General features: G+C 64.9%; 24 protein-coding genes and 1 pseudogene. 12 read left to right on the forward strand and 13 right to left on the reverse strand.

Annotation, left to right across the window (positions count from 1 at the left end):
• Nucleotides 1-141: 141 nt before the first annotated feature.
• The 4 genes from AB0L58_RS02365 to mptB all read right to left on the reverse strand — a co-directional run bounded on the left by AB0L58_RS02365 (nucleotide 142) and on the right by mptB (nucleotide 4,834).
• Nucleotides 142-1,116, reverse strand: coding sequence for a heme A synthase (locus AB0L58_RS02365; RefSeq protein ID WP_364379613.1), 975 nt, complete (start codon nucleotides 1,114-1,116; stop codon nucleotides 142-144).
• A 120-nt stretch (nucleotides 1,117-1,236) separates the two neighbouring features.
• Nucleotides 1,237-2,028, reverse strand: a complete 792-nt coding sequence (locus tag AB0L58_RS02370) for an ABC transporter permease (RefSeq protein WP_364379616.1) — start codon at nucleotides 2,026-2,028, stop codon at nucleotides 1,237-1,239.
• Nucleotides 2,025-2,957, reverse strand: coding sequence for an ABC transporter ATP-binding protein (locus tag AB0L58_RS02375; protein WP_364379619.1), 933 nt, complete (start codon nucleotides 2,955-2,957; stop codon nucleotides 2,025-2,027). Before AB0L58_RS02375 ends, AB0L58_RS02370 begins: the two co-directional genes overlap by 4 nt.
• A 128-nt stretch (nucleotides 2,958-3,085) precedes the next feature.
• Nucleotides 3,086-4,834 (reverse strand): polyprenol phosphomannose-dependent alpha 1,6 mannosyltransferase MptB, encoded by a 1,749-nt coding sequence (mptB, locus tag AB0L58_RS02380; RefSeq protein ID WP_364380190.1) that lies wholly within the window; start codon nucleotides 4,832-4,834, stop codon nucleotides 3,086-3,088.
• Between the two features lie 441 nt (nucleotides 4,835-5,275).
• Between mptB and AB0L58_RS02385 the strand changes: the two genes are divergently transcribed.
• From AB0L58_RS02385 to AB0L58_RS02415, 7 genes are read left to right on the forward strand one after another with little or no spacing between them, the layout of a single operon-like run.
• Entirely contained in the window at nucleotides 5,276-6,007 is a 732-nt protein-coding gene (locus tag AB0L58_RS02385; RefSeq protein WP_364380193.1) for a metalloregulator ArsR/SmtB family transcription factor, read from the forward strand.
• Nucleotides 6,004-7,440: a Fe-S cluster assembly protein SufB gene (gene sufB / locus AB0L58_RS02390; protein ID WP_364379622.1), complete on the forward strand. Its 1,437-nt coding sequence runs from the start codon at nucleotides 6,004-6,006 to the stop codon at nucleotides 7,438-7,440. The genes AB0L58_RS02385 and sufB overlap by 4 nt, the downstream gene beginning before the upstream one ends.
• The gene (sufD, locus tag AB0L58_RS02395) at nucleotides 7,440-8,648 is read left to right on the forward strand and encodes a Fe-S cluster assembly protein SufD (RefSeq protein ID WP_364379625.1); all 1,209 of its coding nucleotides are present in this window, start codon (nucleotides 7,440-7,442) and stop codon (nucleotides 8,646-8,648) included. Before sufB ends, sufD begins: the two co-directional genes overlap by 1 nt.
• 39 nt (nucleotides 8,649-8,687) lie before the next feature.
• Nucleotides 8,688-9,506, forward strand: a complete 819-nt coding sequence (sufC, locus tag AB0L58_RS02400; protein ID WP_364379628.1) for a Fe-S cluster assembly ATPase SufC — start codon at nucleotides 8,688-8,690, stop codon at nucleotides 9,504-9,506.
• A 1-nt stretch (nucleotide 9,507) separates the two neighbouring features.
• A complete protein-coding gene (locus tag AB0L58_RS02405; RefSeq protein WP_364379631.1) occupies nucleotides 9,508-10,761 on the forward strand; it encodes a cysteine desulfurase in 1,254 nt (417 codons plus the stop codon).
• A gap of 3 nt (nucleotides 10,762-10,764) precedes the next feature.
• On the forward strand, nucleotides 10,765-11,259 hold the full coding sequence (gene sufU, locus AB0L58_RS02410; protein WP_364379634.1) for a Fe-S cluster assembly sulfur transfer protein SufU: 495 nt from the start codon (nucleotides 10,765-10,767) through the stop codon (nucleotides 11,257-11,259).
• Nucleotides 11,256-11,627 (forward strand): metal-sulfur cluster assembly factor, encoded by a 372-nt coding sequence (locus tag AB0L58_RS02415; protein ID WP_364379637.1) that lies wholly within the window; start codon nucleotides 11,256-11,258, stop codon nucleotides 11,625-11,627. Before sufU ends, AB0L58_RS02415 begins: the two co-directional genes overlap by 4 nt.
• Before the next feature lie 84 nt (nucleotides 11,628-11,711).
• Here AB0L58_RS02415 and AB0L58_RS02420 read toward each other — a convergent pair whose 3' ends face one another.
• The gene (locus AB0L58_RS02420) at nucleotides 11,712-13,373 is read right to left on the reverse strand and encodes an NERD domain-containing protein (RefSeq protein ID WP_364379640.1); all 1,662 of its coding nucleotides are present in this window, start codon (nucleotides 13,371-13,373) and stop codon (nucleotides 11,712-11,714) included.
• Nucleotides 13,374-13,529: 156 nt separating this feature from the next.
• Nucleotides 13,530-13,655, reverse strand: a pseudogene (locus tag AB0L58_RS02425) (SDR family oxidoreductase); the annotation flags it as partial.
• Nucleotides 13,656-13,821: 166 nt separating this feature from the next.
• On the opposite strand from AB0L58_RS02425, the gene AB0L58_RS02430 reads away from it, so the two are divergent.
• Nucleotides 13,822-14,256 (forward strand): DUF4189 domain-containing protein, encoded by a 435-nt coding sequence (locus AB0L58_RS02430; RefSeq protein WP_364379643.1) that lies wholly within the window; start codon nucleotides 13,822-13,824, stop codon nucleotides 14,254-14,256.
• Between the two features lie 69 nt (nucleotides 14,257-14,325).
• Here the strand turns inward: AB0L58_RS02430 and AB0L58_RS02435 are convergent, their stop codons facing one another.
• The 3 genes from AB0L58_RS02435 to AB0L58_RS02445 are packed head-to-tail and all read right to left on the reverse strand — an operon-like array spanning nucleotide 14,326 to nucleotide 16,864.
• On the reverse strand, nucleotides 14,326-14,988 hold the full coding sequence (locus AB0L58_RS02435) for a methionine ABC transporter permease (protein ID WP_364379646.1): 663 nt from the start codon (nucleotides 14,986-14,988) through the stop codon (nucleotides 14,326-14,328).
• A 50-nt stretch (nucleotides 14,989-15,038) separates the two neighbouring features.
• The gene (locus tag AB0L58_RS02440) at nucleotides 15,039-16,049 is read right to left on the reverse strand and encodes a methionine ABC transporter ATP-binding protein (protein ID WP_364379649.1); all 1,011 of its coding nucleotides are present in this window, start codon (nucleotides 16,047-16,049) and stop codon (nucleotides 15,039-15,041) included.
• Complete coding sequence (locus tag AB0L58_RS02445; RefSeq protein ID WP_364380196.1) at nucleotides 16,046-16,864, reverse strand: MetQ/NlpA family ABC transporter substrate-binding protein; 819 nt, start codon at nucleotides 16,862-16,864, stop codon at nucleotides 16,046-16,048. The genes AB0L58_RS02440 and AB0L58_RS02445 overlap by 4 nt, the downstream gene beginning before the upstream one ends.
• Before the next feature lie 188 nt (nucleotides 16,865-17,052).
• On the opposite strand from AB0L58_RS02445, the gene AB0L58_RS02450 reads away from it, so the two are divergent.
• Nucleotides 17,053-17,919 carry a MetQ/NlpA family ABC transporter substrate-binding protein gene (locus AB0L58_RS02450; protein ID WP_364379652.1) on the forward strand — a complete coding sequence of 289 codons (867 nt, stop codon included), beginning with the start codon at nucleotides 17,053-17,055 and terminating at the stop codon, nucleotides 17,917-17,919.
• A gap of 9 nt (nucleotides 17,920-17,928) precedes the next feature.
• On the opposite strand, the gene AB0L58_RS02455 is transcribed toward AB0L58_RS02450, so the two are convergent.
• On the reverse strand, nucleotides 17,929-18,981 hold the full coding sequence (locus AB0L58_RS02455; RefSeq protein WP_364379655.1) for a 2-oxoglutarate and iron-dependent oxygenase domain-containing protein: 1,053 nt from the start codon (nucleotides 18,979-18,981) through the stop codon (nucleotides 17,929-17,931).
• Between the two features lie 331 nt (nucleotides 18,982-19,312).
• Between AB0L58_RS02455 and AB0L58_RS02460 the strand changes: the two genes are divergently transcribed.
• Entirely contained in the window at nucleotides 19,313-20,056 is a 744-nt protein-coding gene (locus AB0L58_RS02460; protein WP_364379658.1) for a hypothetical protein, read from the forward strand.
• A gap of 78 nt (nucleotides 20,057-20,134) precedes the next feature.
• Here the strand turns inward: AB0L58_RS02460 and AB0L58_RS02465 are convergent, their stop codons facing one another.
• A complete protein-coding gene (locus tag AB0L58_RS02465) occupies nucleotides 20,135-20,914 on the reverse strand; it encodes a helix-turn-helix domain-containing protein (protein ID WP_364379661.1) in 780 nt (259 codons plus the stop codon).
• Between the two features lie 88 nt (nucleotides 20,915-21,002).
• Between AB0L58_RS02465 and AB0L58_RS02470 the strand changes: the two genes are divergently transcribed.
• Nucleotides 21,003-21,380 (forward strand): nuclear transport factor 2 family protein, encoded by a 378-nt coding sequence (locus tag AB0L58_RS02470; protein WP_364379664.1) that lies wholly within the window; start codon nucleotides 21,003-21,005, stop codon nucleotides 21,378-21,380.
• Nucleotides 21,381-21,603: 223 nt separating this feature from the next.
• On the opposite strand, the gene AB0L58_RS02475 is transcribed toward AB0L58_RS02470, so the two are convergent.
• Together AB0L58_RS02475 and AB0L58_RS02480 are read right to left on the reverse strand one after the other, a co-directional pair.
• On the reverse strand, nucleotides 21,604-22,530 hold the full coding sequence (locus AB0L58_RS02475) for a Ku protein (protein ID WP_364379667.1): 927 nt from the start codon (nucleotides 22,528-22,530) through the stop codon (nucleotides 21,604-21,606).
• The gene (locus AB0L58_RS02480) at nucleotides 22,530-23,633 is read right to left on the reverse strand and encodes a lycopene cyclase family protein (protein ID WP_364379670.1); all 1,104 of its coding nucleotides are present in this window, start codon (nucleotides 23,631-23,633) and stop codon (nucleotides 22,530-22,532) included. The genes AB0L58_RS02475 and AB0L58_RS02480 overlap by 1 nt, the downstream gene beginning before the upstream one ends.
• A 536-nt stretch (nucleotides 23,634-24,169) precedes the next feature.
• On the opposite strand from AB0L58_RS02480, the gene AB0L58_RS02485 reads away from it, so the two are divergent.
• Entirely contained in the window at nucleotides 24,170-25,129 is a 960-nt protein-coding gene (locus tag AB0L58_RS02485) for a 3-oxoacyl-[acyl-carrier-protein] synthase III C-terminal domain-containing protein (protein WP_364379673.1), read from the forward strand.
• The last annotated feature ends 1 nt before the right edge of the window (nucleotide 25,130 follow it).

Genomic DNA, 25,130 nt, shown 5'->3' on the forward strand with positions numbered 1-25,130 from the left:
CAGCTTGCCAGTCGAACGGGATCCACCGCCCGGCTTTGCGCACCGGGATGCTTATGCATCCGGTGCGCCCGTGTGCGCAGGGTTTCGAATCTCCGTGTCGATCGGAGTTCGGGAGCGATGCAGCGCTGGGGTTCGAGCCGTCTACGCCGACTGTTCGGCCGGGTTCGGAACCGGTGCCGAGACGTGTTCGCGGGTTCGCATGGAAGCCCACAGTGCTGCGGTGGCGGCGGTGCAGGCGGCGGCGCCACCGACGTGGGTGGCGACCAGGGCGGCGGGGACGTCGGTGAAGTATTGCACGACGCCGACCAAGGACTGGGCGCAGACCAGGGCGAGCAGGACGAATAGTCGGGTGCGGACGGCGGGGGTGATGCCGACGGCGAAGAGGCCGAAGGCCAAACCGATGAGCAGCGCGAGATAGCCGACCAGCAGCTGCGAGTGCAGGTGCACCAGGGTGACGATCTCGATCTGCAGCCGTTCGACCGGTCGCTCGATACTCTTATCGCCCGCATGCGGCCCGGCGCCGGTGACCAGCGTGCCCGCGATGAGGACGCCGGCGAGCGCGATACCGCTCAGCCCGGTGAGCCAGCGCAGCGGCGCGGGCGCCTGGATCACCTCGATGCCGTCATCGGGTTCGCTCACCTTCGCGAACATGACCACAGCTACCCACACCATCAGCATCGATGCCAGCAGATGCACCGACACCGTCCACCACAGCAGACCGGTGCGCACCGTGATACCACCGATGATCGCCTGCAGGACCGTGCCGCCCGGCATCAACCACGCGTACACCAGCACCTCGCGACGGCGGCGGGCACGGGTGACGGCGAGCACGATCAGCGCCGCGCACAATGTCACCGCGAAGCTCAGCATGCGATTGCTGAACTCGACGGTCTGGTGCAGCACCGGAACCTCGGCAACACCGGTCGGGGTGAAGCTGCCGGGGAAGCATTGCGGCCAGGTCGGGCATCCGAGTCCGGACGCCGTGACTCGCACGATCGCACCGGTGACGGCGATACCCGCCTGGGAGACGATGACCGCGACGGCGATCAGTCGCTGCACCCGTAACGAGGGCAGCGGGAGCAGATCGACGAGTCGCAGGAATGCGCGAGACAGCACCCAACGATGGTAGCGGGGTCACCCGAGCCGCCCGCACCCGGTCTACTACATCCCGTCGTTGCTGTCCGCTCGAGGTGGCGGCATCGGCCGGGAAACTCCCGCCGCCTGAGTTCGGGCGGACTAGTCGAAGCGGAAGAAGCGGGTGGCGAGGAAGCCGGAGATGCCGCCCCACGCGGCGAGGACGGCGATGCCGAACCAGTCGATGCTGGTGCGCATGGCGTCTTCCAGCGTGACGGCCAATGCCCCGGACGGCACCAGCCGCACGAGCACGTTCACCGCTGCGGGCAGATCGTCGGATGCGAACACGATGCTGGCGATACCGAGCATGACGAACCACAGGATATTCGCCAGCGCCAGCACGATCTCCGCCTTGAGTGTGCCGCCGAGCAGCAGACCCATTGCCGCGAAAGTGGCTGTGCCGAGCGCGATCACGAGCGCACCGAGGGCGAGCCCGGCGAGGTCCGGTCGCCAGCCGAGTGCGAATCCGATGGCCCCGAGCAGAATTGCCTGCAACACGACCACGATCAGCACCGCGGCGCTCTTGCCCGCGACAATGCCCCAGCGGGGGAGCGGGGTAGCGCCGAGGCGCTTGAGCGCACCGTAGCGCCGGTCGAATCCGACCGCGATCGCCTGTCCGGTGAAGGCGGTCGACATGACCGCGACCATCATGACGGCGGGTACGGTCTTGTCGACTCGGTCCTTGCCGAGGTCCGCGAACGGCAACAGGCTGAGCCCGATCAGCAGGGTGATCGGAATGAACATGGTGAGCAACAACTGTTCGCCATTGCGCAGCAGCAGGATCAGCTCGAGCCGGGTCTGCGCCGTCATCATGGTCAGACGACTGCTCGGGCGCGGATCGGGAGTGAAAGTGCCCGGCGCGAAGCGGTTTCCGACGAGATCTGGCTGATTCATCCGCGTAGGTCCCGTCCGGTGAGTTCCAGGAAGACGTCCTCGAGGCGACGCTGATCGATTCGGATATCGGTCGCCAGCACATTCTGCTGTGCACACCACGCGGTCACCGTCGCCAGCACCTGCGGATCGATCTCACCCTCGATGAGATAATGCCCTGGCATCGTCTCGCGCGGCGAGAATCCTTCCGGCAGTGCGGTTTTCAGCAGCCGCAGATCGAGCTTCGGCGGAGCGGAGAAACGCAACTGACCAGCCGCGCCGTGCGCGGTCACCTCGGCGGGCGTCCCGGAGGCGACGATCTGTCCGTGATCGATGATCACCAGTTGGTCGGCCAGTTGCTCGGCCTCGTCCATCATGTGTGTGGTGAGCAGCACCGTGACGCCGTCGCGGCGCAGCGCGTCGATCAGCTCCCATACGATGAGTCGAGCCTGTGCGTCCAGGCCGGCGGTCGGTTCGTCGAGGAAGACGATCTCGGGCTTCCCGACCAGCGCACAGGCCAGGGCGAGTCGCTGTTGCTGGCCACCGGACAGCCGTCGGTACGGTGTGCGCCGGTTGTCCTGCAGGCCAAGGGTTTTCAGCAACCACTGGGGATCGAGCGGATCGGCCGAGTAGGCGGCGACCAGGTCGAGCATTTCACCGGCACGCGCACCCGGGTACGCACCACCGCCCTGCAGCATGACGCCGATGCGCGGCCGCAGTCGGTCCGAGTCGGCGATCGGATCGAGTCCGAGCACTCGGACCGAACCGGTATCCGGGGTTTTGAACCCCTCGCACATCTCGACGGTCGTGGTTTTGCCAGCGCCGTTGGGGCCGAGCAGGGCCAGCACCTGGGCCCGTTCGACCGCGAAGCTGATTCCGTCGACGGCAGTGGTCTCGCCGTAACGCTTGACGACGCCGTCGATACGGACGGCGGGTTCCGAGGCTGCGGTCACGTGCGCGCCTCGGTGCTCGGCTCCGTCGCGTCCAAGGGTGCTGTGCCCATTGTTCGCTCGCTTCGCTCCCTCACGGTGTCACACCGTAAGCGGTCGACCGATGTGACCCGGACGACACCCCTGCCTCGTCAGTTCTGTGGTCCGGCCGGACCGGCCGTGCTCGGCGCCGGGGCGGCACCGACCTGGTTCAGCCGCCAGGGCAGCGACTTGCGGGTGGCCAGGATCATCAGCGTGCAGGTGAGGATGGTGATGCAGGCCGCATAGATAAGGACGAAGGGCTGGATTTCACTGCCCGATGGCATGAGCATGACGCTGATCGCCGCCGAGGCGATCGTGGCCGAGACCCGGAAGGCGGGTCGGCTGGCCCAGGCCGCCAGCGGGACGATGCCCCAGAGCAGATACCAGGGCTGCACCACAGGGAACAGCAGGACGACCGCGCCGAAGGCAACGCCGAGCGCGCCGACCGGATGCAGCCGACCTCGCCAGGTGGCCACCATGAGCCGCACCACGATCAGCGAGGCCGCGATCGCCGCGATCGGTCGGGTGATGCTCAACAGCGCAGTGGTGTGGTCCCCCAATCCGAGTAGCACCCCACCGAATCCGGTGACGACTCCCAGCGCGGTGGGCAGTGACATCCAGCTGCGCACCGAGTTGGCCATGGTCAGGGTGTCTATCCAACCGAAGCCGAGTCCGCTGCCCAGACATACCGCGAGCATGACGGTACCTGTGACGCCACCGAGGAACAGCGCGGATCTGAGCACAGCACGCCAATCGCCACCCCATTTTCGGCTCAGTGCCATCCACACGAACGCCAGCGCCAGCATCGACGGAATCTTGACCATCGCGGATAGCGCTATCAGGGTGGTGCCCGATAAAAGCAGCACGAGCGCGTGTCCGCGCATCGGTCCGATATTGCTCAGGGCCGCCAGACAATATTCCAACCCGACCAGCATCAGGCCGAGCATCATGGCCTCATTGTGTACACCGGATACCAGATGAAATATCACGAGCGGGTTCACGGCACCCAGCCACAATGCGGCGACCGGCGACACTCGGCACCGCTGTGCCAATCGTGGCAGCGCCCAAACGATGCAGGCCACGCCGAGCAGCGCCAGCATTCGGTGCAGTAGTACTCCGGCGAGCATATTGTCGCCGACGATTTCGGCGATGCCCTTGCCCAGCCATATCGATAGCGGGCCGTACGGCGCGGGCGAATTCTGCCAGATATTGGGGACGCTGCGCGTGAGAATATGGTCCTGGCCCAACCCCTGCACCGGGCCGACGTCATAGGGATCGAGTCCGCTCGCCGCGATCTCACCCTGGGCCAGATAGGAATAGACGTCCTGACTGAACATCGGTGGTGCGACCGACAGCGGGAGTATCCACAACAGCAGCGTGCGGTCCAGTTGCGAGCGGCTGATGCGGCGAATGCGGTTGGATTGCAAGCCGAGTGCGAATCGGCCGAGCAGCAGCCAGGCCAGCATCACGATGACCGTGCCGACCATGGTGGTGGCCAACCCCGAGTTGTGTACGCGCGCGGGCAGTCCGAGAATGGCCTTGCCGTAGGTCGGATTCTGCAATGTGGGTTGGGCGCCGAGGCCGAGTGCGCCGATGGCCATCATGACCGAGCCCGTCGCGCCCAGCAGCCGGACCCGGCGCAATTGCGCGGTCTCCTGCGGATTGAGTTCGGCGGCCTCGGGTTCGTTGATGTGCAGCGTATCGCCGACGGTGTGGTCGGGCGCGACATCCAGACCGATGATCCGACGCCCCAGCGAGACGGCGGTGCTGATCGGCGCGGTCCTACGCAGGCGAATCAGGGTGCCCGAGGTGGTCGACCGGCTGCGTTCGACACCTGCTTCGCCGTGTTCGCCTGACATCACGCGGCCAGCGTAGCCGATTCCACCGGCGTGTCCGGTGCGCCACGGGACCGTCCACCGGGCACGTTCGCACTGCGTACGGATCCGGTGCCGGGCGCGGCCGCGGAGAATCGAATCGGCCCACCGCTCACCGCGGTCGGACGCGCTGACGGATTTTCGCCACCGACGTGTGGCCTAAATCGCACTCGCAATTCCGCCGGGTGTTCGGGCCGGCCGTCGCCCGAGATCCGCAGGTGGCGAGCGTGCCGCATCTTAACGCCGCCCGAATAACGCTCCAGTGCAGGTCATCGGCCCGGTCAAGTCAGGGCACCCTTATTAGATTCCGGGAACTAATTCCGTCACACTGGTGTTGTGAAAACCGTGGGTTCGCCGCACGACGAGGACGGCGGGACCGGTGGCCGTACCGGTGCCGCGACCGCTGCTGCGCCCGCGACCCTGGTTATGGGCGGTGAGGGACATACTCGCGCCGCTGTGGTCCAGCTACTGCTCGAAGAGGGCCCGATCACCGCGACCGCGATCGGTACCAAGCTCGGCCTGACGCCAGCTGGTGTCCGTCGGCACCTGGACGCACTGATCGAATCCGGTCAGGCGCGGGCCAGCCGTTCGGCGCCGTGGCAGCAGAAGGGGCGCGGCCGCCCCGCCAAGCAATATCAGCTGACGGCCGTCGGCCGGGGACGGCTCGGGCACGCCTACGACGATCTGGCCGGGGCGGCCGTTCGCCAGCTCGGTGAGATCGGCGGCGAGCAGGCCATTACCGATTTCGCGCGCAAGCGGGCGCGGACCATTGTCAAGGGCATCGAACCGGTCGCCGAGCACACCCCCGAGACCACTACCGCCAAGGCGGACGAGATCGCCGAGGCCTTCACCGACGCCGGATTCGCCGCGTCCACCCGCAAGGTCGGCGCGGGCGTACAGATCTGCCAGCACCACTGCCCGGTGGCCCACGTCGCCGAAGAATTCCCGCAGTTGTGCGAGGCCGAACTCGAGGCTTTCCGGGACCTGCTCGGAACCCACGTACAGCGACTTGCGACCATCGCCAACGGCGATTGCGCGTGCACGACCCATGTGCCGCTGTTCGTTCTCCCTGTCACCGATAACGCGAACGCTTCCCGAAAGCCCGCTGCACAGCCCGCAGCGGTACGTACGAACGACTCCGGAAGGAGTGCCGAATGACGACGACCACCGACCAGGTGCAACCGCTCACTCAGGAAGAAACCATTGCTTCCCTGGGCAAATACGGTTACGGCTGGGCCGATTCGGATGTGGCCGGTGCCAGTGCGCAACGAGGCCTGTCCGAGGCTGTCGTCCGCGACATCTCGGCCAAGAAGAACGAGACCGAGTGGATGCTCGAACACCGGCTCAAGGCATTGCGCATCTTCGATCGCAAGCCGATGCCGAAGTGGGGCTCCAACCTCGACGGCATCGACTTCGACAACATCAAGTACTTCGTGCGCTCCAGCGAGAAGCAGGCCGAGAGCTGGGAAGACCTGCCCGAGGACATCAAGAACACCTACGACAAGCTCGGCATCCCGGAGGCGGAGAAGCAGCGCCTGGTCGCGGGTGTCGCCGCGCAGTACGAGTCGGAGGTCGTCTACCACTCGATCCGCGAGGACCTCGAGAAGCAGGGCGTCATCTTCCTCGACACCGACACCGGTCTGCGCGAGCACCCGGAGATCTTCAAGCAGTACTTCGGCTCGGTCATTCCGGCCGGTGACAACAAGTTCTCCGCGCTGAACACCGCCGTGTGGTCGGGTGGTTCGTTCATCTACGTGCCGCCGGGCGTGCACGTCGACATTCCGCTGCAGGCCTACTTCCGGATCAATACCGAGAATATGGGCCAGTTCGAGCGGACCCTGATCATCGTCGACGAGGGCGCCTACGTGCACTACGTCGAGGGCTGCACCGCGCCGATCTACAAGTCCGACTCGCTGCACTCCGCGGTGGTCGAGATCATCGTGAAGAAGGGCGGCCGCTGCCGCTACACCACCATCCAGAACTGGTCGAACAACGTCTACAACCTGGTCACCAAGCGGGCCAAGGCGGAGGCGGGCGCGACCATGGAGTGGATCGACGGCAATATCGGCTCCAAGGTCACCATGAAGTACCCGTCCGTGTGGATGATGGGTGAGTACGCCAAGGGTGAGGTGCTCTCGGTCGCATTCGCCGGCGAGGGCCAGCACCAGGACACCGGCGCGAAGATGCTGCACCTGGCGCCGCACACCTCCTCGACCATCGTGTCGAAGTCGGTGGCGCGCGGTGGCGGCCGGGCCTCCTATCGTGGTCTGGTCCAGGTCAACAAGGGCGCGCACGGTTCCAAGTCGACCGTGAAATGTGATGCGCTGCTGGTCGATACGATCAGCCGCTCCGACACCTACCCCTACGTCGACATCCGCGAGGACGACGTGACCATGGGCCACGAGGCGACGGTTTCGAAGGTGTCCGAGGACCAGCTGTTCTACCTGATGAGCCGCGGCCTCACCGAGGACGAGGCGATGGCGATGGTGGTGCGCGGCTTTGTCGAGCCGATCGCCAAGGAACTCCCGATGGAATACGCATTGGAACTGAACCGGCTCATCGAGCTGCAGATGGAAGGGGCCGTTGGCTGATGGCGACTGGTGTGATCGGGGCGGTAGAAGGCGAGAACACCGCGAAGCCGATTCAGAACCCGGGCGCAGGGGCCGCGACCAACAAGGGTGAGGTCTTCACCTCCTACGACGTGAACGCCTTCGAGGTGCCTTCGGGCAAGGACGAGGCGTGGCGGTTCACCCCGCTGCGTCGACTGCGCGGTCTGCACGATGGCACCGCGGTCCGCGACGGCAAGGCCACGGTTGAGGTCTCCTCGGTTGCCGGTGTGAACGTGGAGACGGTGGTGCGCACCGACTCTCGTCTCGGCGCCGCCGGTGTGCCGTCGGATCGTGTTGCCGCCCAGGCGTACTCGGGCTTCGAGTCGGCGACGGTCGTGACGGTCGGCGTGGAGACCGAGGTCGCCGAGCCGGTCGTCGTCACGGTCACCGGTCCCGGCGAGGGCAAGACCGCCTACGGGCACCTGCAGATTCGCCTCGGCAATTTCGCGGTCGCCACCGTGGTCATCGACCAGCGCGGCAGCGGAACCTACGCCGAGAACGTTGAATTCGTGCTCGGTGACAGCGCGAAGCTGACCGTCGTCGCGGTCCAGGACTGGGCCGACGATGCCGTGAACACCACCGCGCACCACGCCAAGCTCGGTCGCGACGCGACCCTGCGGCATATTGCGGTGACACTGGGCGGCGATCTGGTGCGCCTCACCGCGAACGTCCGCTACGACGGTCCCGGCGGCGACGCCGAACTACTCGGCCTCTATTTCGCCGATGCCGGTCAGCACTTCGAGCAGCGCCTGCTCGTCGACCATGCGGTGCCGCACTGCAAGTCGAATGTGCTGTACAAGGGTGCGCTGCAGGGTGATCCGCATTCGCCCAAGGGTGATGCCCGCACGGTGTGGATCGGTGACGTGCTCATCCGCGCCGCCGCCGAGGGCACCGACACCTTCGAGGTGAACCGCAATCTGGTGCTCACCGACGGCGCGCGTGCCGATTCGGTGCCGAACCTGGAGATCGAGACCGGTGAGATCGTCGGTGCCGGACACGCATCCGCGACCGGTCGTTTCGACGACGAGCAGCTGTTCTACTTGCGCGCTCGCGGTATTCCGGAGGATGCGGCCCGCCGTCTGGTGGTGCGCGGCTTCTTCCACGAAATCATCCAGAAGATCGCGGTCCCCGAGATCCGGGAGCGGCTGGAGGCGGCCATCGAGGCCGAGCTCGCCGCGATCGGCGTCTGATACCTGAACCATATACCCCTACAAAGGAACTCGAATTCGATGACCACCCTGGAAATCAAGGACCTGCACGTCGAGGTCGCCAATCCGGACGAGTCCGGCGAGCCCATCAAGATCCTCAACGGCGTGAACCTCACCATCTCCTCCGGTGAGACCCACGCCATCATGGGCCCGAACGGCTCCGGCAAGTCGACCCTGTCGTACGCGATCGCCGGACACCCGAAGTACACGGTGACCTCCGGTTCGATCACCCTCGACGGCGAGGATGTGCTCGCGATGTCGGTCGACGAGCGGGCGCGCGCGGGTCTGTTCCTTGCCATGCAGTACCCGGTCGAGGTCCCCGGTGTCTCGATGTCGAACTTCCTGCGCACCGCCGCCACCGCGGTCCGCGGCGAGGCCCCCAAGTTGCGCACCTGGATCAAGGAGGTGAAGGAGTCGATGAACGAGCTGGAAATCGACGCCGCCTTCGCCGATCGCAGCGTGAACGAGGGTTTCTCCGGTGGCGAGAAGAAGCGCCACGAGATCCTGCAGCTGGGTCTGCTCAAGCCGAAGATCGCCATCCTGGACGAGACCGACTCCGGCCTGGACGTCGACGCGCTGCGCATCGTGTCCGAGGGTGTCAACCGCTACAAGGAGCGCGAGCACGGTGGCATCCTGCTGATCACGCACTACACCCGCATCCTGCGCTACATCCAGCCCGAATTCGTGCACGTATTCGTCGGCGGCCGCATCGTCGCCGAGGGCGGCGCCGAACTGGCCGAAGAACTCGATGCGAACGGCTATGTCCGTTTTACTCAGGGCTCACCCACCCCGTCGGCTGCGCCGACTGCCGTCCCCCAGTCCGCTACCGCTGGAGCCTGATATGACCGCCACGGTCCGTACCCTCGACGTCGCCCGGATCCGGGCCGACTTCCCGATCCTGAGCCGGACGGTTCGGGACGGGAAGCCGTTGGTGTACCTGGACTCCGGCGCGACCTCGCAACGTCCCCTCGCCGTGCTCGACGCGGAACGCGAGTTCCTCACCGAGCGCAATTCGGCCGTACACCGCGGTGCGCACCAATTGGCCGAGGAGGCCACCGACGCATATGAGGGCGCACGCGCCGATATCGGCCGATTCGTCGGTGCGGACGCGGACGAGATCGTCTTCACCAAGAACGCGACCGAATCGCTGAATCTGGTGACGTACGCCTTTTCCGATGATCGCTTCCCGTACCACGTCGGTCCGGGCGACGAGATCGTCATCACCGAGCTCGAGCATCACGCGAATCTCGTTCCGTGGCAGGAGCTTGCGCGCCGGACCGGCGCGACCCTGAAGTGGTACGGCATCACCGATGACGGCCGGATCGATCTCGATTCGTTCGAATTGTCGACCGCCACCAAGGTTGTCGCGTTCACACATCAGTCGAATGTGACCGGCGCGGTCAGCGACGTCGCCGAAATGGTCCGCCGGGCGAAGGAAGTCGGCGCGCTGACGGTGCTCGACGCCTGCCAGTCGGTGCCGCATATGCCGGTGAACTTCCATGAACTCGATGTCGACTTCGCCGCATTCTCCGGGCACAAGATGCTCGGACCGTCCGGTGTCGGCGTGCTCTACGGGCGGCGGGCGCTGCTCGAGCAGACCCCGCCGTTCATCACCGGCGGTTCGATGATCGAGACCGTCACGATGGAGGGCAGCACCTACGCGCCGCCGCCGCAGCGGTTCGAGGCCGGTGTGCCGATGACCTCACAGGTGGTCGGATTGGGTGCGGCCGTACGGTATCTCGAGCAGATCGGCATGGAAGCCGTTGCGGCACACGAGCACGCGCTCACCGGTGCGGCATTGGATGGACTCGCGGCGATCGCGGGCGTGCGGATCATCGGACCGACCGAGAATATCGGTCGCGGCGGCGCGGTGTCGTTCGTGGTCGAGGGCATTCACGCCCATGACGTCGGGCAGATTCTCGACGACGAGGGCGTGGCCGTTCGGGTGGGCCACCACTGCGCCTGGCCGCTGATGCGGCGTCTCGGCATTCCGGCCACCGCCCGTGCCTCATTCGCGGTGTACAACACCCTCGATGAGGTAGACCAGCTGGTAGCCGCCGTGCGGAAGGCCCAGAGCTTCTTCGGAGTTGCATAAGACATGCGCATGGAGCAGATGTACCAGGAAGTGATCCTGGATCACTACAAGCACCCGCACCACCGCGGGCTGCGGGAGCCGTTCGGTGCCGAGGTGCACCACGTCAACCCGACCTGCGGTGACGAGGTGACCTTGCGTGTCCAGCTCGACGGCAATGGTGATGTCGCCGACGTGTCCTATGACGGTCAAGGCTGTTCGATCAGTCAGGCCGCCACCTCGATCCTCACCGATCAGGTGATCGGACTGCCGGTGCAGCAGGCGTTGAAGGTGGTCGACTCGTACAACGAGATGATCTCCAGCCGCGGCACCGTCGAGGGCGATGAGGACATGATCGGCGACGGCATCGCGCTGAGCGGCGTGTCCAAGTACCCGGCGCGGGTCAAATGCGCACTGCTCGGCTGGCTGGCTTTCAAGGATGCGGTGATCCGGATAACCTCCGCGGAGGAGGCCAAGCGGATCATGGGCAGCGACATCTCCACGAATGGGAAATCGTCATGAGTGAGACACCAGTCACCGAAACGACCGAGCAGGTCGAGCTTTCGGCCGAGGACATCAAGCAGCTGGAGGACATCGAGGAGGCGATGCGCGACGTCGTCGACCCCGAACTCGGCATCAATGTCGTCGACCTCGGCCTGGTCTACGGCATGAGCGTCGACCAGGACAATATCGCCACCCTCGATATGACCCTCACCTCGGCGGCCTGCCCCCTGACCGATGTCATCGAGGACCAGTCACGCAATGCTTTGGTCCGCTCCGGCCTGGTCGAAGACCTCAAGATCAACTGGGTCTGGATGCCCCCGTGGGGCCCCGACAAGATCACCGAGGACGGTCGCGAACAGCTCCGCGCCTTGGGCTTCACGGTCTAGTACCGCGTATACGCCTGCGGCGACAGGCCTATCGCGCGCACGATGACGAGCCACGCACTGAGCACAGTGCGTGGCTCGTGTCGATCAGCACTGCTGTTGGAATGGGAAGCAGTGCGCCGCAGGTGACTCGGTCGGGGCCGGTAGTTGTGGCAGCACCGCCGGTTCGGTGCTCGATTCCGGGCGGGGCTCGACGACAGTCGGTTTCGGGTGCACACCTTCGGAAATAAGTAACCAGGTCGTGGCGACAACCACCCCGATCACCACCGCTGTCGCGAGCAGTTGCGGCAGGCCCGCGATGAGCCTCGTCCCCTTGGCGGCCACGGTGGCAACACAGGCGCGCATAGCGGACGCCAGCCGAGGAGTCGAAGCCTGATGCGTACGCTGCGCGGCGGGTGCGCTGACCGGCCGCAACGATCGCAGAGGTCGTGGCTCGGTCATCATCGGTGGTTGCGCTCGAACCGCCGATGAACGCGGTGGCTCGTGCTCCGATACCGGTTGCGCGTCGACCATCGCCGAAGGCTGGGCCGGTGCTGTCGACAATGATCGCGGCTCAATGTCTGACAGCGACCCCGATCCGGTCGCGGTCCAATGCCGCGGCCCTTCCGCAGATCGAGGTTCCGGCCCAGTCGGCGCCGAAGGCTGAAGGCTCGCCTTCGACAGCTGTGGTGCCGCCGTTGCCACAAAATTCGGTGGGGTCGGCAGCCAGTTCCGCAGGCGCGGCTCTCGGTGTGGACGACCTCGACGGTCGAGGTCGCGGTGAGACGGAGGCACATCCGCCAACCCGTCGGGTTCGATCCACGACGACCAACGGTCGGTGAATGCCGACGACAACTGCGGTGCCGGCGGTGCCTGCATCGCCTCCGGATGATCCACCGGCTGCGGTTCCGGCGGCACGGATACCTGGGCGTGTGCGTCCATATCGGTACCGGCCTCGGGCCGCGATGGTGCCACGCTTTCCGACACTTCCTCCTCGATGTCGGCCGGCAGCCATGGCGGGTATGGAGTCCTGGTGGGTGACATGTTCGACGACATGCGAGTGTCGTCGGACAGTTCCACGGCGCCCAGCGCGGACGACGCATGGGCCTGCACCAGCACCCTCGATGCGGGAGGTTCGGGTCGTCTGGTTTGTGACGGAAATCCTTCGACCACAAGCTCTTCGATGGTGACCGCATCCGCAAGGCCGAGCTCGCCGAGCAGTTCGTACGCCTGCTCCGCGGTCCAGATCAGCTTGCGGTTCGCCGTTCGCAGGAACCAGGCTCGCAGCTGCGCCGACGAGCCGAGGACGACAGTACCGCCGGGCTTTCGCGATTCGATGTCCAGTGTGATGGTCGCGTCTCGGGGCGGCACGACCACGATGAGCCGGTCGACCAAGGCGTCCGGGTGCTGCCTGCGCACCAGCTGGCTCAGCAGATACGCATCATTGGTCACCTGGCCGAATGGATCACTGTCCCGGCGGGAAACCGGCTCCCCATCGAATCCGGAAAGCTGCCAGTGCCCGTCGGCCCGCACCGACAGTACCCCGCCGGTCACCTCGGCGGTGATCTCCTGGACTTCGATCACGACTACAGCCCGCGGAGTAATGACCACCACGTCCAGCTGCCGTGTCGTGCCACCTGGGTCGCCATCGGGTATCGGATACCCCGAAACAGCAAGCCCCACAATGACGTATTGACCGTTCCAAGTGCGCATCCAATCGAGCACACACTGTTCGGGTCGTTGCGTCTCCCGTTCGTTGACAACCAGCATCGAGGTCACCCTCCCTCTTGCCTGCACAGTCGACCCCACAACGGTATTCATCGCATACATCGCGCGAAAATGCGAAAGGCACTCGAAGAGCAGGGTTTTGGCAGCAAAAGGTGTCGCTGTGTCGGCGCGTCGGCAGGCGGAGTGTCGGCGGCGCCCTCATCGCCCACCGGCGAGATCGATGAAGGTTCCGGTGACGTAGGTCGCTCGCTCGGACAGTAGCCAGGTGATAGCTTCGGCTACCTCTTCCGGGCGGCCGCCGCGTCGCATCGAGAGGGTGGTGTCGCTGCCGCCGCGGGGTTGTGCACCATCCGCGGCGAGAGGTGCCGTGGCGCTGGGGGATCCTCGACCAACGGTTGCCCAGCTCTGGCGATACAAAGATTTGGACATTTCGGATCGGAACGGTCAGGATGTCGATCCGAAGCTATTTCGGAACTGGGGAGCGCAAGACATGTCACTATCGTCCAAGGCTGCCATGGGTCTGGTGGCCGCGTCCGCGGGTGCATTCGTTGCCGGGGCCGGTGCCGCACAGGCGGACGAGGGCCTCTACGGCTCGCTGGCAATTTCGGTCTCATCACGCGGCGACGCGACGCTTGGATGGGCGTACAACTACTCGAACTGGGCGGATTCGGATCGCGCCGCGGTGCAGCAGTGCGGACTGTCCAGCTGTCATGTCATCGTGCAGTTCGCCAATGCGTGCGCGGCCGTGGCCCGCAACGGCGATGATCACTTGGGCTGGGCCTGGGCGCCGACTCGGGCCGAGGCCGAGCAGCAGGCGATCGCCAATGCCGGGCCGACCGCACCGCCGCCACTGCTGAACTTCGGCAGCTCGGCGCCGCGCGAACCGCGCATCGTCGATTCACAGTGCACCGCGAACGCGGGCTGACGGAAACCCGAGTGTGCTCTCGACGTGATCCGGGTCGTCGGCACACTCGGTTGTCGCCGCAGCGAGGGTTCAGCGGCGCAGCACCTTTCGGGCAATGATATTGCCCAGGAATTGAATCCCCTGCACGCCGACGATAATGATCAGCGTGGCGACCAGGGTGACCTGCCAGTCGAAGCGCTGATATCCGTAGACCAGCGCGAAATCCCCGAGCCCACCGCCGCCGACCGTGCCGGCCATGGCGGACATATCGACGATGGCGATCACCACGAAGGTGTAGCCGAGCACCAACGGCCCCAACGCTTCCGGGATCAGCAGCGTCAAAATGATCCGCAGCGGTCCGGCGCCGACGGCCCTGGCCGCTTCGATGACGCCCGGATCCACCGTGACCAGATTCTGTTCCACGATGCGGGCGATGCCGAACGACGCCGCCACGATCATGACGAAGGCCGCCGCCTCCGTGCCGATGGTCGTCCCGACCACTTCCAGGGTGACCGGACCGAGTGCCGCGAGCAGAATGATGAACGGAATCGGCCGGACCACATTGACCAGCACATTGAGCAGCACATTGATCGGCGTATTCGCCAGCAGCCCGCCCTTGCGGGTGGTGTAGAGGGCGGTGCCGAGGAACAGCCCGATCAATCCGCCGACGACGAAGGTGAGCAGCACCAGATAGATGGTGGTGCCGATGGCCTCGGTCAATACCGGTCGGAGTTTTTCCCAATCCGTATGCACGGCTCCCTTTCAGCCGATGCAGATCGTTTCGAGCGATCTGCACGCAGTCGCTAGCGGTGATCGAGTTCCTCGATCACCTTGTCCACATCGTCGTCCGGACCTTGCAGGGCCAGCGTCATGCTGCCGAATGTCTTGTCCTGCAACGTACTCACCCCGCCGTACACCACCTCGAACCCGATACCGGCATGCGCGGCCGCGGCCAGTGCCGCACCGATCCCACGCTTGTCATCGATATCCACGGTGACCAACCGCCCACCGTGCAGCTCACCGAGCCGTCGCAATTCCTCGGCATCGGGCCGATTGTGTAGCACAGTCTCGACGAACGACTGCGTCGGTGCCGCCCGCGGGGTCGCGAAAACCTCGAAGGTGCTGGCCAATTCCACGATCCTGCCCTCGGCGAGCACCGCGACCCGATCGGCCACCGCACGGATCACATCCATCTCGTGCGTGATCACCACAATGGTGACGCCGAGTTCGCGATTGATCTTCCGTAACAGCCGCAGCACCTCACCGGTGGTCTCCGGATCCAGCGCCGAGGTCGATTCGTCGGCGAGCAGCAGCGACGGCGAGGTCGCCAGTGCTCGTGCGATGCCGATCCGTTGCTGCTGACCGCCCGAGAGCTGATCCGGATAGCTGCGAGCCTTATCGGCGAGCCCGACGAACTCCAGCAGCTCCCGGACCCGTGCCTTGCGCTCCGCACGCTTCCAGCCCGCGACCTTCAGCGGATACTCGATATTGCCTGCGGCCGTGCGCGATCGGAACAGGTTGAACTGTTGGAACACCATGCCGATATCTCGGCGGATGCGGCGCACCTCGGCCTCCCGCACACCTGTGATGGGCGTGCCGGAGACCTCGATGGTGCCGGTGGTCGGCTTCTCCAGTGCGTTGATCAGCCGGACCAGTGTGCTCTTGCCCGCGCCGGAATAGCCGATCACACCGAAGATTTCGCCCTGTTCGATGCGCAGGTCGATACTGTCGAGCGCCACCTGTTTATCCGCGCCCTTGCCGAAAACCTTGGTGACCGAGCGGAATTCGACGGCAGGGATCGTCTGCTCGCTCACTTGCCGTCTTTGATGGTCTGCTGCACCCTGGCCAGGATCTGCTCCAGCTCGGGACCGCTGCGCCGCACTTCGACCGCGGTGTTCTTGGTGACCTCGGCATGCGCCTGCTGCACCTGCGGATCGTGCCAGAGCTGGGCCACCTTCTGATAGAGCTCGCTGTTCTTGTCCTCGGCCCTGGACACCACGACATTGATGTACGGCTCGGCAGCCGGATTCTTCGGATCATCCTTGTAGAGTGCCGAATTGGGGTCGATGCCGGAGCGATCGAGGAAGGTGTTGTTGATGATCGATCCGTCGACCGAGGCCAGTGAGAGCGCGGTCTGCGCGGCGTCGACCGGGGTCACCTTGACCTTGGACGCGCCCTTATCGATATCGGCAGGCGTCGGTGCCTTGCTGTCGCCGGCGAGCTTCAGCAAACCGGCAGCTTGCAACACGAACAGTGCTCGCGCCTGATTGGTCGGATCGTTCGGAATCGCGATCTCGGCACCCTGCGGCAGATCTGTGAGCGACTTGTGCTTCTTGGAGTAGAGCCCGAGCGGCACGATGTAGGTCGAGGCGATCGGCGTCAGGGTGTCATTGTTGGCGACGTTGTAGGCGCCGAGGAACTGCAGATGCTGGAACAGATCGAGATCAATCTGTTTTTGCGACAGTGCCAGATTCGGCTGCTTGTAATCGGAGAAGTTGGTGATCCGTAGCGTGATGCCCTGCGCCTTCGCCTTCTCCTCGAAGACGTCCCAGGCATGGTCCTTGTCGGTGGTGCCGATGCGCACTACGTTGGCGGAGGAAGCCTTGTCGTCGTTGCCGCACGCCGTCAGGGTGAGGGCGGTGGTGGCTACCAGGACCGGGATCGCCAGTACCCGATGGAATTTCACTCGTGCTCCCGAATGCTTGTCGCAATATGAACCCGGTAATCCAAGCGATGCGCCCAGGGCGGGGACAACGGTTTGGATTGGCCTGAGCGAAACCCTGGCAACTAGTTGGACGAGCGTCTAGGTTGCCTGCAATGCGATTGTTGCGCCGTGTTCTGGTGATCCCCTTGCTTCTCGCCCTGGCCGCCGGTGGGGTCGCCTGTGGTCGGGAGCACCATGAGGATGTCGTGCGCATCGGTGTGAACGACATCTCGCTGCCGCATTGGGATGTATACAAGAACAAGGCCGCCGAACAAGGCATCACGGTCGAATTCGTCAACTTCACCGACTACAACCAGCCGAATCCGGCACTGGCACAAGGGCGGATCGATCTCAACAAGTTCCAGCATGTGCGGTATCTGGCCAACTACAACGTTCGCAATAGCGACAGCCTGGTACCGATCGGCGCGACCGAGATCTACCCGCTCACGCTGTACTCGCGCAAGCACAAGTCGGTGGCGGAGATTCCCGAAGGCGGCCAGATCACCCTGAGCAACAACCCCGCCAACCAGGTCCGCCCGCTGCTCGGCCTGGCCGCCGCCGGGCTGGTCGTGCTGAAGGGCGGTGCGAGCTGGGATTCGAAGATCGAGGATGTGGACACCGACGCGTCCAGGGTGACATTGAAGACCATCGATCCGACGCTGACCGCGCAGTCCTTGGACAGTGTCGACGCGGCGTTCGTCGATGACACCTTCGCCCGCCCCGCCGGGCTCACCAAGAACGAGACCATCTTCACCGACGATCCGGAACGCCCGGAACTGAAGCAGTACATCAATGTCTTCGCCGCCCGCGCCGAAGACAGGGACAACTCGAAGCTGCTCGCGCTGGTGCAGCTCTACCACGATCCCGAGGTCGAGGCGGCCATCCGCGCGGAGGCCGGATTCCAGGGCATCTTCAAGACGAATGACGCGGCGGACCTGCAAGCGACACTGGCCGAGTTGGAGACCAAGTTCCGCAAATGAGTGGTGCGGTCACTCCGCGAGGCGTTCGGTGCTTGCCGCCGCGACGACGCGTGCTGCTTCGCGGGTGGCATTGGTATTGGGTTGTAGGGCGCGGGAACCAGCGAGTTTTGTGCGCAGGTGCTCGGCGACGGTGATCGGGGCGTACTTACTGCCCGCGCCGACGCAGGACGGGAGCGTTTCGATGACAGCGTCCGGATTGCCGTCGTGGAAAAAGGCCGCGCTGCGCCGTCGTCGGATAGTGCCGTCGGTGATCGGCGGCATGACGCGGTGCAGGGTGGACAGCCAACGTTCGTTGGTCCAGCGCGCCATGACGTCACCTAGGTTGACCAGCAGCGCATTGTCGGCGGGCTGCACATCGTGCCAGCGGTTGTCGGAGCCGACGACCTGGAGGCCGGGGGCCTGATCCGCCCACAGGACGGTGACGATGCCGTAGTCGGTGTGTTCGCCCATGCCGGTGAGTTCGCCGTCCAGATCCACGCTGCCCGGTGGCAGTGCGTAGTTGTTCATCCGCAGGACGTCGAGCGAATGGTCGGTGAACTCGGTGAAGTAGCCCGACGGCAGTTCGAGGGCGTCGGCGAAGATGGTGGTGAGGGTGCGCGCGATCCGTGCCGCATGCGCGAAGTAGGTTTCCACGGGTGCGCGGAAGCCGGGAACCTCTGTCGGCCAGAGGTTTTCGGCATAATCCTGCGCCGGCAACTCGACCTCCGGATAGGCGGCCGCCGATATGCCCACATTGAATGCCTCGAAGTAATCGTTCATGCGGGTGGCGTATGCGACGCCGAGGCTCAGGCTGAGGCTTTCGCTCTGCGGCGGGGAATAGCCGCGATTGATCTCGGGCGGGGTGCGATAGGCCCGTTTGGTCGCCGGATCGAGGTCGAAGAAGCTGTCGAGTGCGGACGCGAAGTCATCGAGCACCGGCTGTGGAATGGCGTGGCCGGTGATCTGCATGAAGCCGACGGTGCTTGCGGCGATGTCGATTTCGCGGGCGACGGTCCGACGCTCGGCCGTGGAGCCATCGCCTACATAGCACGAGATATCGATGACCGGAACTCGGAATTCCACGGCGGTGTCCTTCCCCTCGGCAACTCCTCGGCGCTGTCCTCACCTCTGCGACACACTTGATGATATGCGTTCCCGAGCCAGCGGAGCGCGGTGTCGGCGCGCCATCGATGATCAGCACGGCGCTGGGCGTCACCCGGGCTGCCGCCCGCGCCCGAATCGGAGCGGGTGCGGATCGTGCGTGCCGACGAAGACGCGTTGATTCCGGTCGCCGACCGGCCCCGATGTCGCCGTCGGCCAGGCGCTGCATATGCGGCCGAACATAGCAGACACGAGGTCATCGCAAACCGCATCGACCCGGTCGCGCATCGGTGAGTGGTTCGAATCGACCGGTGTGAGCAGCGTGAACGGCATCTCCGGTGCGATCGAGCTGGAGACCGGCGGTCATCGCCCTTCCGTCCTGATTGCGCTGTGCGATTCGCCAGCGCGCGCGGGCCGCAGCGGCGATGATTTGCGGGTGGATGACATCACGTATCGGGACACCCGGCTCGCGCTGCACGCGGTGGGGGAGTTGTTGATCGCGGGCCCACAATATCGGCGGTTCGGGACCATCCGACTACGGGTGGTGCACGGTGGTTTCGGCGGTGCGCAGTGGCCGGTGTCGGTGGTCGGCACAGATCTGGTGTGGCCGGAGGGCCGGGTCGCGCTCGTGGGCACCTTCGACAAGGTCGCCGCCGCCGCGGGCTTCGAACCCGAGGCACCGGCCAATGTCTACGCCGACACCACCGGAGTCGACCCCGGCGACCAGTTCGCTATCGACCCGGCGGCGGCAAAGCTCGTCGCGGACTGGTTCGCACTCGGCGATTCGATGCTGCGCTGTACCGCGCCCGACGTCATACCGGTGCTGTGGCCTGAGCATTTCGATCTGTCCAGCACCGTCAATGAGGTCAATTACGGTGTGTCACCGGGAGATTCGGCACATCCGGGTCCATACGCCTATGTCGGCCCGTGGACGCCGCGCACCGGCGAATTCTGGAATGCCCCGTTCGGCGCGCTGCGCCCGCGCGAGGAGGTGAACAGCGCCGCCGCTCTGCTCGACTTCTTCGAGGAGGGAAAAGCGCGGGCTGCCGAGTCCTGAGCCGCCTGCGTCTCGGCGGTCCTCTCGGTGACCAGCGCCGTCGTGATCGTCATCGCATTCCCCAAAGACCGCATCGCACTACTCAGCGAGTGAATGCAAGTAGGCGCTGGTCGCCGGATCCGCAGGGAAGTAGGACTCGATGGCGATCTCATCGAGCGTCACATCGAAGGCTGCGCCGAACCGCATGATCGTATTGAACAGCGACAGCGGGGTGCCGCGATGATCGAGCTGAATCGGCAGTGCGACTTCGGACGGATCTACCTGCGGAAAAACGTCTTCCGATGCGAACGCACTCAATTCCGCATGCAGGACGGCCAATTCGGGATCCCCGGACAGCGCTGCCTGCCGCGCGAGCCGAGGCAGCAGGAAACCACGCACCTGTTCGATATTCCGCACGCGCGGTGCGAACCCGTTGGGATGCAGACCGATTCGCATCATGTTGATCGGTGGCTGGAGCAACTCCGCGGCGACCCCTTCGAAGAACACACCGGCCGCGGCGTTGGCGAACAAGAGATTCCACTGTCGATCGATGGCCAGCGCGGGAAACGGTTCATGGGCGTCGAGTACTCGCCGGATCGCGGCGCGCGCCTGCGCAAGATCCGGATCGTCGAGCGCGCGATGCCGGTACGTCGGGGCGTATCCGGCGGCTACCAGCAGTCGATTGCGTTCGCGCAGCGGGATGTCCAGATGGTCGGCGAACCGCTCGACCATCGCCGGGCTCGGAATGGTGCGCCCGGTCTCCACGAAGCTCACATGCCGGGTCGAAATACCCGACTGGACGGACAAGTCGAGCTGGCTGAGCCTGCGCCGCAGCCGCCACTCGCGCAGCAGCGCCCCGACGGGACGTTCACTATCCACCCGGCCAGTATCACCACACCGTGCGGGGCGCCACCATTACATGCCTGGTAATCGACAGGCTTACCATCTGCTTGCGACGGTTACCGGCATGACGAACAACCTGGCAACCCGCAATAAGGATCTCCTACTGCACGGCCTCGCCGAGTTCGGTAAGGGCAATATCGAGGTACTGCGAAACCTGTTGCACGAGAACTTCATCGAGCACAGTCCGGGCAATCCGTCCGGCCGTGACGCCTTCATCGAGTTCACCGCGAGCGCACCGGTGGCCACCGCCCGACTGGACATCAAACGGGTCATCACCGATGCCGAATACGCCGTCGTGCACTACCACATGATCACGTCCGAGGATGCCCGCGGCGTGGCGGTGGTGGATATCTGGCGACTTGTCGACGGCGTGATCACCGAGCACTGGGATGTGGTACAGCCGGTGCCCGACGCCGACCAGCTCCCGCACGGCATGTTCTGATCCGGGCTAGCGGGCGCCCCGCTCCGGCCAGTCGGCCGCGGCGGATCAGCGCCCGCTCGGTGCCGGGCGGCACCGCGGTCAGCGCCTCGTCGGTGGCATCCAGTTCGGGCTCATTCGGATTCGGACCGACGAACATCGTCACCGATGTCACGGGGACGAACCATCGAGCGTCATCAGTGCCGCCGAGGCGGTATTGCGCTCCCGGAGTACGCGGGTTCTCGGGTCATGCGCCCTTGCGGGCGGTCGCCTTCTTCGCGGTCTTCTTGGCGGCGGTCTTCTTGGCCGCTGCCTTGGTTGCCTTCTCGGCCGGCGCCGCCTTGGCCTTGGGCTCGGCGGCCGCCTTGCCGGAACTCTCCGCGGCCCGCCGTCCACTGGCCTCCAGGCTGCGTTGCAGTGCGGCCACCAGGTCGACGACCTCGGCATCCATCGCGGCGGGCGCCTCCTCGGGCTGGGTGACGACCTTCCCGGTGCCGCTGGCGATGGCGTCGTCGAGCACCTTCTTCAGTTCGATCTGGTACTCGTCGGTGAATTGGTCGGGATCGAAATCGTCGGACATGGTCTCGACCAGCGTCTCGGCCATCTTGATCTCCTGCGGCTTCGGCTCGGCGACACCGTCGAGGGATTCGAAATCGACGGAACGGACCTCGTCGGGCCACAGCAGCGTCTGCAGCACCAGCACGCCGTCGCGCACCCGCAACGCCGAGAGCCTGGTCTTCTGCCGGAGCGTGAAATGTACGAGCGCGGTCCGATCGATGCGCTCGAGCGTGGTCGCCAGCAGGACGTAGGCCTTGGGAGTATTCGAGTCGGGTTCCAGGTAGTAGCTCTTCTCGAACAGAATCGGGTCGATCTGGTCGTTCGGTACGAACTGCAGCACCGGTATCTCGTGCTTCTCGGCGGCGGGCAGCTTCGAGAAGTCCTCGTCGGTCAGGATGACCTTATCGCCCTCGGGTGATTCATAAGCCTTATCGATATCGGCGTACTGCACGGACTTGCCACAGACCGTGCAGACACGGTCGTACTTGATCCGGCCACCGTCCTTGGCATGCACCTGGTGGAACCGAATGTCGTGGTCCTCGGTGGCGGTGTACACCTTGACAGGGACGTTTACCAGCCCGAACGCAATCGAGCCCTTCCAGATAGCTCGTGCCATCACTCCATCATGGACGAACCGATTCGAATAGGCGAGCGAATCGGAATCCCGAGTGTCGCGGTCGCGACGCGCCGACGCAGCGGTGCCGGCAGGGTGGCGAAGAGGGTGCGCATGGCGGCGACGGTGCCGCCGAGATCGGTGCGACCCGAAAGATAGGCCCGTTGCAGATGCGGCGGCAGGGTGAAAAAGGTATCGAAGAAGACGGGAAGGTCGGCGGGCGGCAGTGCGAGCAGCGCACGCAGGCCCGCCGACCGCAAGGTGTGTACCACTCGCGCCTGGGCGGGCCATGCCGATGCATCGAGGGCGACAGTGTCGGCGGCGGCGAGTGCGGCGGTGACGCTGTACCCCGTTGCAGGATGGGTGAATGCGCCCGCCGCGCCGAACCGTCGTGGTCCGGGGCGGCCGCCCTGCACCGGGAACCGCACACGTTCGACCTGTTCACTCCCGGTGAGTTCGATTCCGCGCGAACGCAACCGGTAGTGCAGGCGCTCGCGCAGCACGGTGGTATCCAAGGCGGGACGTCCGGCGAGGCAGGTTTCCTCCAGCAGCATCGTCTCCGCACTCAGGGGCACCGCGTACAGAAACGACCGTGGCGCATCGGGTTCCGTGCCGTTGTCGGCGCGCCAGTCCATGAAGAGGGGGGCGATGTCGGTGTCGCTTGGCACGACCACGCCGTACGCGGTTTGCTCGGCGCGTCCAGGGGCGCGGGGAATTCCTCGTGCGTCGATAACACGTTCGGCACTGAATTTTGTTTCCGAAGCCAAAGTCACAGTGTTGTGCCGAATTTCGACAACGCGATCGGCAACTATTTGTGCGCCATCGAGATTCAGCGAATCGCGCAGCGCCGTGGAATCGAAGACGACATAGGTTCGGTCGAGTCGATGCGGCCGTGTACCCCAGGCGGTCGGATGCGTAACGGTGGTGGCGATGACTGACGGATCCAGCCACCGCGGCAACTCGTCGTACCACCCCGCATACGTCGCCGACCAGCGCCGACTCGGCGCGGGATCGATTGCGGTGACCGACATTCCGTGCGCGAGACAGCGGTGCGTGAGTGCGCGACCGGCGGGTCCGAGTCCGCAGACGATGAGGTCCGCGGTCATCGCATCTCCCAGGCGGAACGCGGATGTCGGTGTGGCACAGCGAGTTCGGTGGTGTCCAGGGTGGGCCCCTCGTGGTCGGCGCGGTTCGTCGGTCGTGCGGAGCTTACTGCCGGGCGGTCGGGGCACCGTTGCGCTGTGATAGTTCACGGATATCGACGGTGACATTCTTCATAATGTGATCATGTCAGATCTCGATTTTCCAGCAACGATGTGACTCGCCAGTAGCACGGTTGTGTCGGCGGGCTGGTGACAATGTGCGGTGCGCCGTATGCTCGGCATTGTCGGACGGATTGCCCAGGGTCGGGTAATCCGGATCCCGAATGCCGAAATCAGTGTTGATTTCGGAACTCCCTGTTCCCCTTGTCTCCTGGAACGGAATTCCCGCATGTCTGCCCGCGGCCATTGTCGTGCCAGCCGGGAAGTTCGTGCTGCCCGTCTCTGTCGAAAGGTCCGCTACGGTGAATTCTTCCCGATTACGCGCCCTTGGAGCCGCCCTTCCGGCCGGCGAATACACCACTTCGGAAGTTCTGAGTCGGATGACGAGCGGCGGCGAATTCGACGTCGAGCGAATTACCGGCATCGGTCATCGCCATATGGTCGACCGCACCATCGAGGACACCATCACCCTCGGCACGCGGGCTGCTCGAGATGCCCTGGCGAAGTCCGGCTTGCAAGCCGCCGACCTGGATATCGTCATCTGCGGCGGCACCACGGTGCACGACGGATTCCGCATGGTCTTCGAACCGTCGGCCGCCCAGGAGATCGCCCGGCGCATCGGCGCGGTCAATGCCTCCGGTTATGACGTGGCGAATGCCTGCGGCGGCACCATGACCGGAATCTATCTGCTGGACAATCTGATTCGCGCGGGTGTGGTGCGCAATGGCATGGTCGTCACGCCCGAGGTGATCTCGCCGGTGACCGAAGGCGCGCTGGCCGAGGCCATCGATGCGCGCGATCCACAGTTCGCCGCGCTGACTCTCGCGGATGCGGCGGTCGCGGTCATTCTGGATCCCGCGGTCGACGCGGCGGATGTGCTGCACTATGTCGATCTGACGACCTGCGCCGAGTACTCGCCATTGTGTATCGCGAAGCCGAGCGATGCCAGCGAGAACATGATCATGTTGACCGATAATCTCACCATGCAAGCCGCGCCACGCCGGGAAACATGGGCGAAATTCCACAGCGATATCCTCGCCAAGCGCGGCACCACATTCGCCGACGAGAAGTTCGACTTCATCGTGTTCCATCAGCTCGGCGTGGGTTTCACCGAGAAGCTCGCCGAATCCGGCAGCAAGATTCATGGCACCGACATGCCGCCACGGCTTGCCACCGTCGAAAAGTATGGCAACACCGGAGCAAGTACGCATTTCCTGGTGCTACACGACTACATTTCCCGAGGCGAGATCCCCAAGGGGGCGAAGATCTGTTTCGTGCCCACCGCCTCGGGAATGGTCTTCGGTGTTCTTTCGGCAACTATCAGCGCATTGGTGGGATGAA

This window comes from Nocardia sp. NPDC052112 (assembly GCF_040680135.1).
GTDB lineage: Bacteria > Actinomycetota > Actinomycetes > Mycobacteriales > Mycobacteriaceae > Nocardia.

Bases quoted from the DNA above. Each gene is read 5' to 3' on its own strand.
- AB0L58_RS02370 (WP_364379616.1), bottom strand. From the start codon at position 2,028: ATGAATCAGCCAGATCTCGTCGGAAACCGCTTCGCGCCGGGCACTTTC.
- mptB (WP_364380190.1), bottom strand. From the start codon at position 4,834: ATGTCAGGCGAACACGGCGAAGCAGGTGTCGAACGCAGCCGGTCGACC.
- AB0L58_RS02385 (WP_364380193.1), top strand. From the start codon at position 5,276: ATGGGCGGTGAGGGACATACTCGCGCCGCTGTGGTCCAGCTACTGCTC.
- sufB (WP_364379622.1), top strand. From the start codon at position 6,004: ATGACGACGACCACCGACCAGGTGCAACCGCTCACTCAGGAAGAAACC.
- sufD (WP_364379625.1), top strand. From the start codon at position 7,440: ATGGCGACTGGTGTGATCGGGGCGGTAGAAGGCGAGAACACCGCGAAG.
- sufC (WP_364379628.1), top strand. From the start codon at position 8,688: ATGACCACCCTGGAAATCAAGGACCTGCACGTCGAGGTCGCCAATCCG.
- AB0L58_RS02405 (WP_364379631.1), top strand. From the start codon at position 9,508: ATGACCGCCACGGTCCGTACCCTCGACGTCGCCCGGATCCGGGCCGAC.
- sufU (WP_364379634.1), top strand. From the start codon at position 10,765: ATGCGCATGGAGCAGATGTACCAGGAAGTGATCCTGGATCACTACAAG.
- AB0L58_RS02415 (WP_364379637.1), top strand. From the start codon at position 11,256: ATGAGTGAGACACCAGTCACCGAAACGACCGAGCAGGTCGAGCTTTCG.
- AB0L58_RS02420 (WP_364379640.1), bottom strand. From the start codon at position 13,373: ATGCTGGTTGTCAACGAACGGGAGACGCAACGACCCGAACAGTGTGTG.
- AB0L58_RS02430 (WP_364379643.1), top strand. From the start codon at position 13,822: ATGTCACTATCGTCCAAGGCTGCCATGGGTCTGGTGGCCGCGTCCGCG.
- AB0L58_RS02450 (WP_364379652.1), top strand. From the start codon at position 17,053: ATGCGATTGTTGCGCCGTGTTCTGGTGATCCCCTTGCTTCTCGCCCTG.
- AB0L58_RS02470 (WP_364379664.1), top strand. From the start codon at position 21,003: ATGACGAACAACCTGGCAACCCGCAATAAGGATCTCCTACTGCACGGC.
- AB0L58_RS02475 (WP_364379667.1), bottom strand. From the start codon at position 22,530: ATGGCACGAGCTATCTGGAAGGGCTCGATTGCGTTCGGGCTGGTAAAC.
- AB0L58_RS02480 (WP_364379670.1), bottom strand. From the start codon at position 23,633: ATGACCGCGGACCTCATCGTCTGCGGACTCGGACCCGCCGGTCGCGCA.
- AB0L58_RS02485 (WP_364379673.1), top strand. From the start codon at position 24,170: ATGACGAGCGGCGGCGAATTCGACGTCGAGCGAATTACCGGCATCGGT.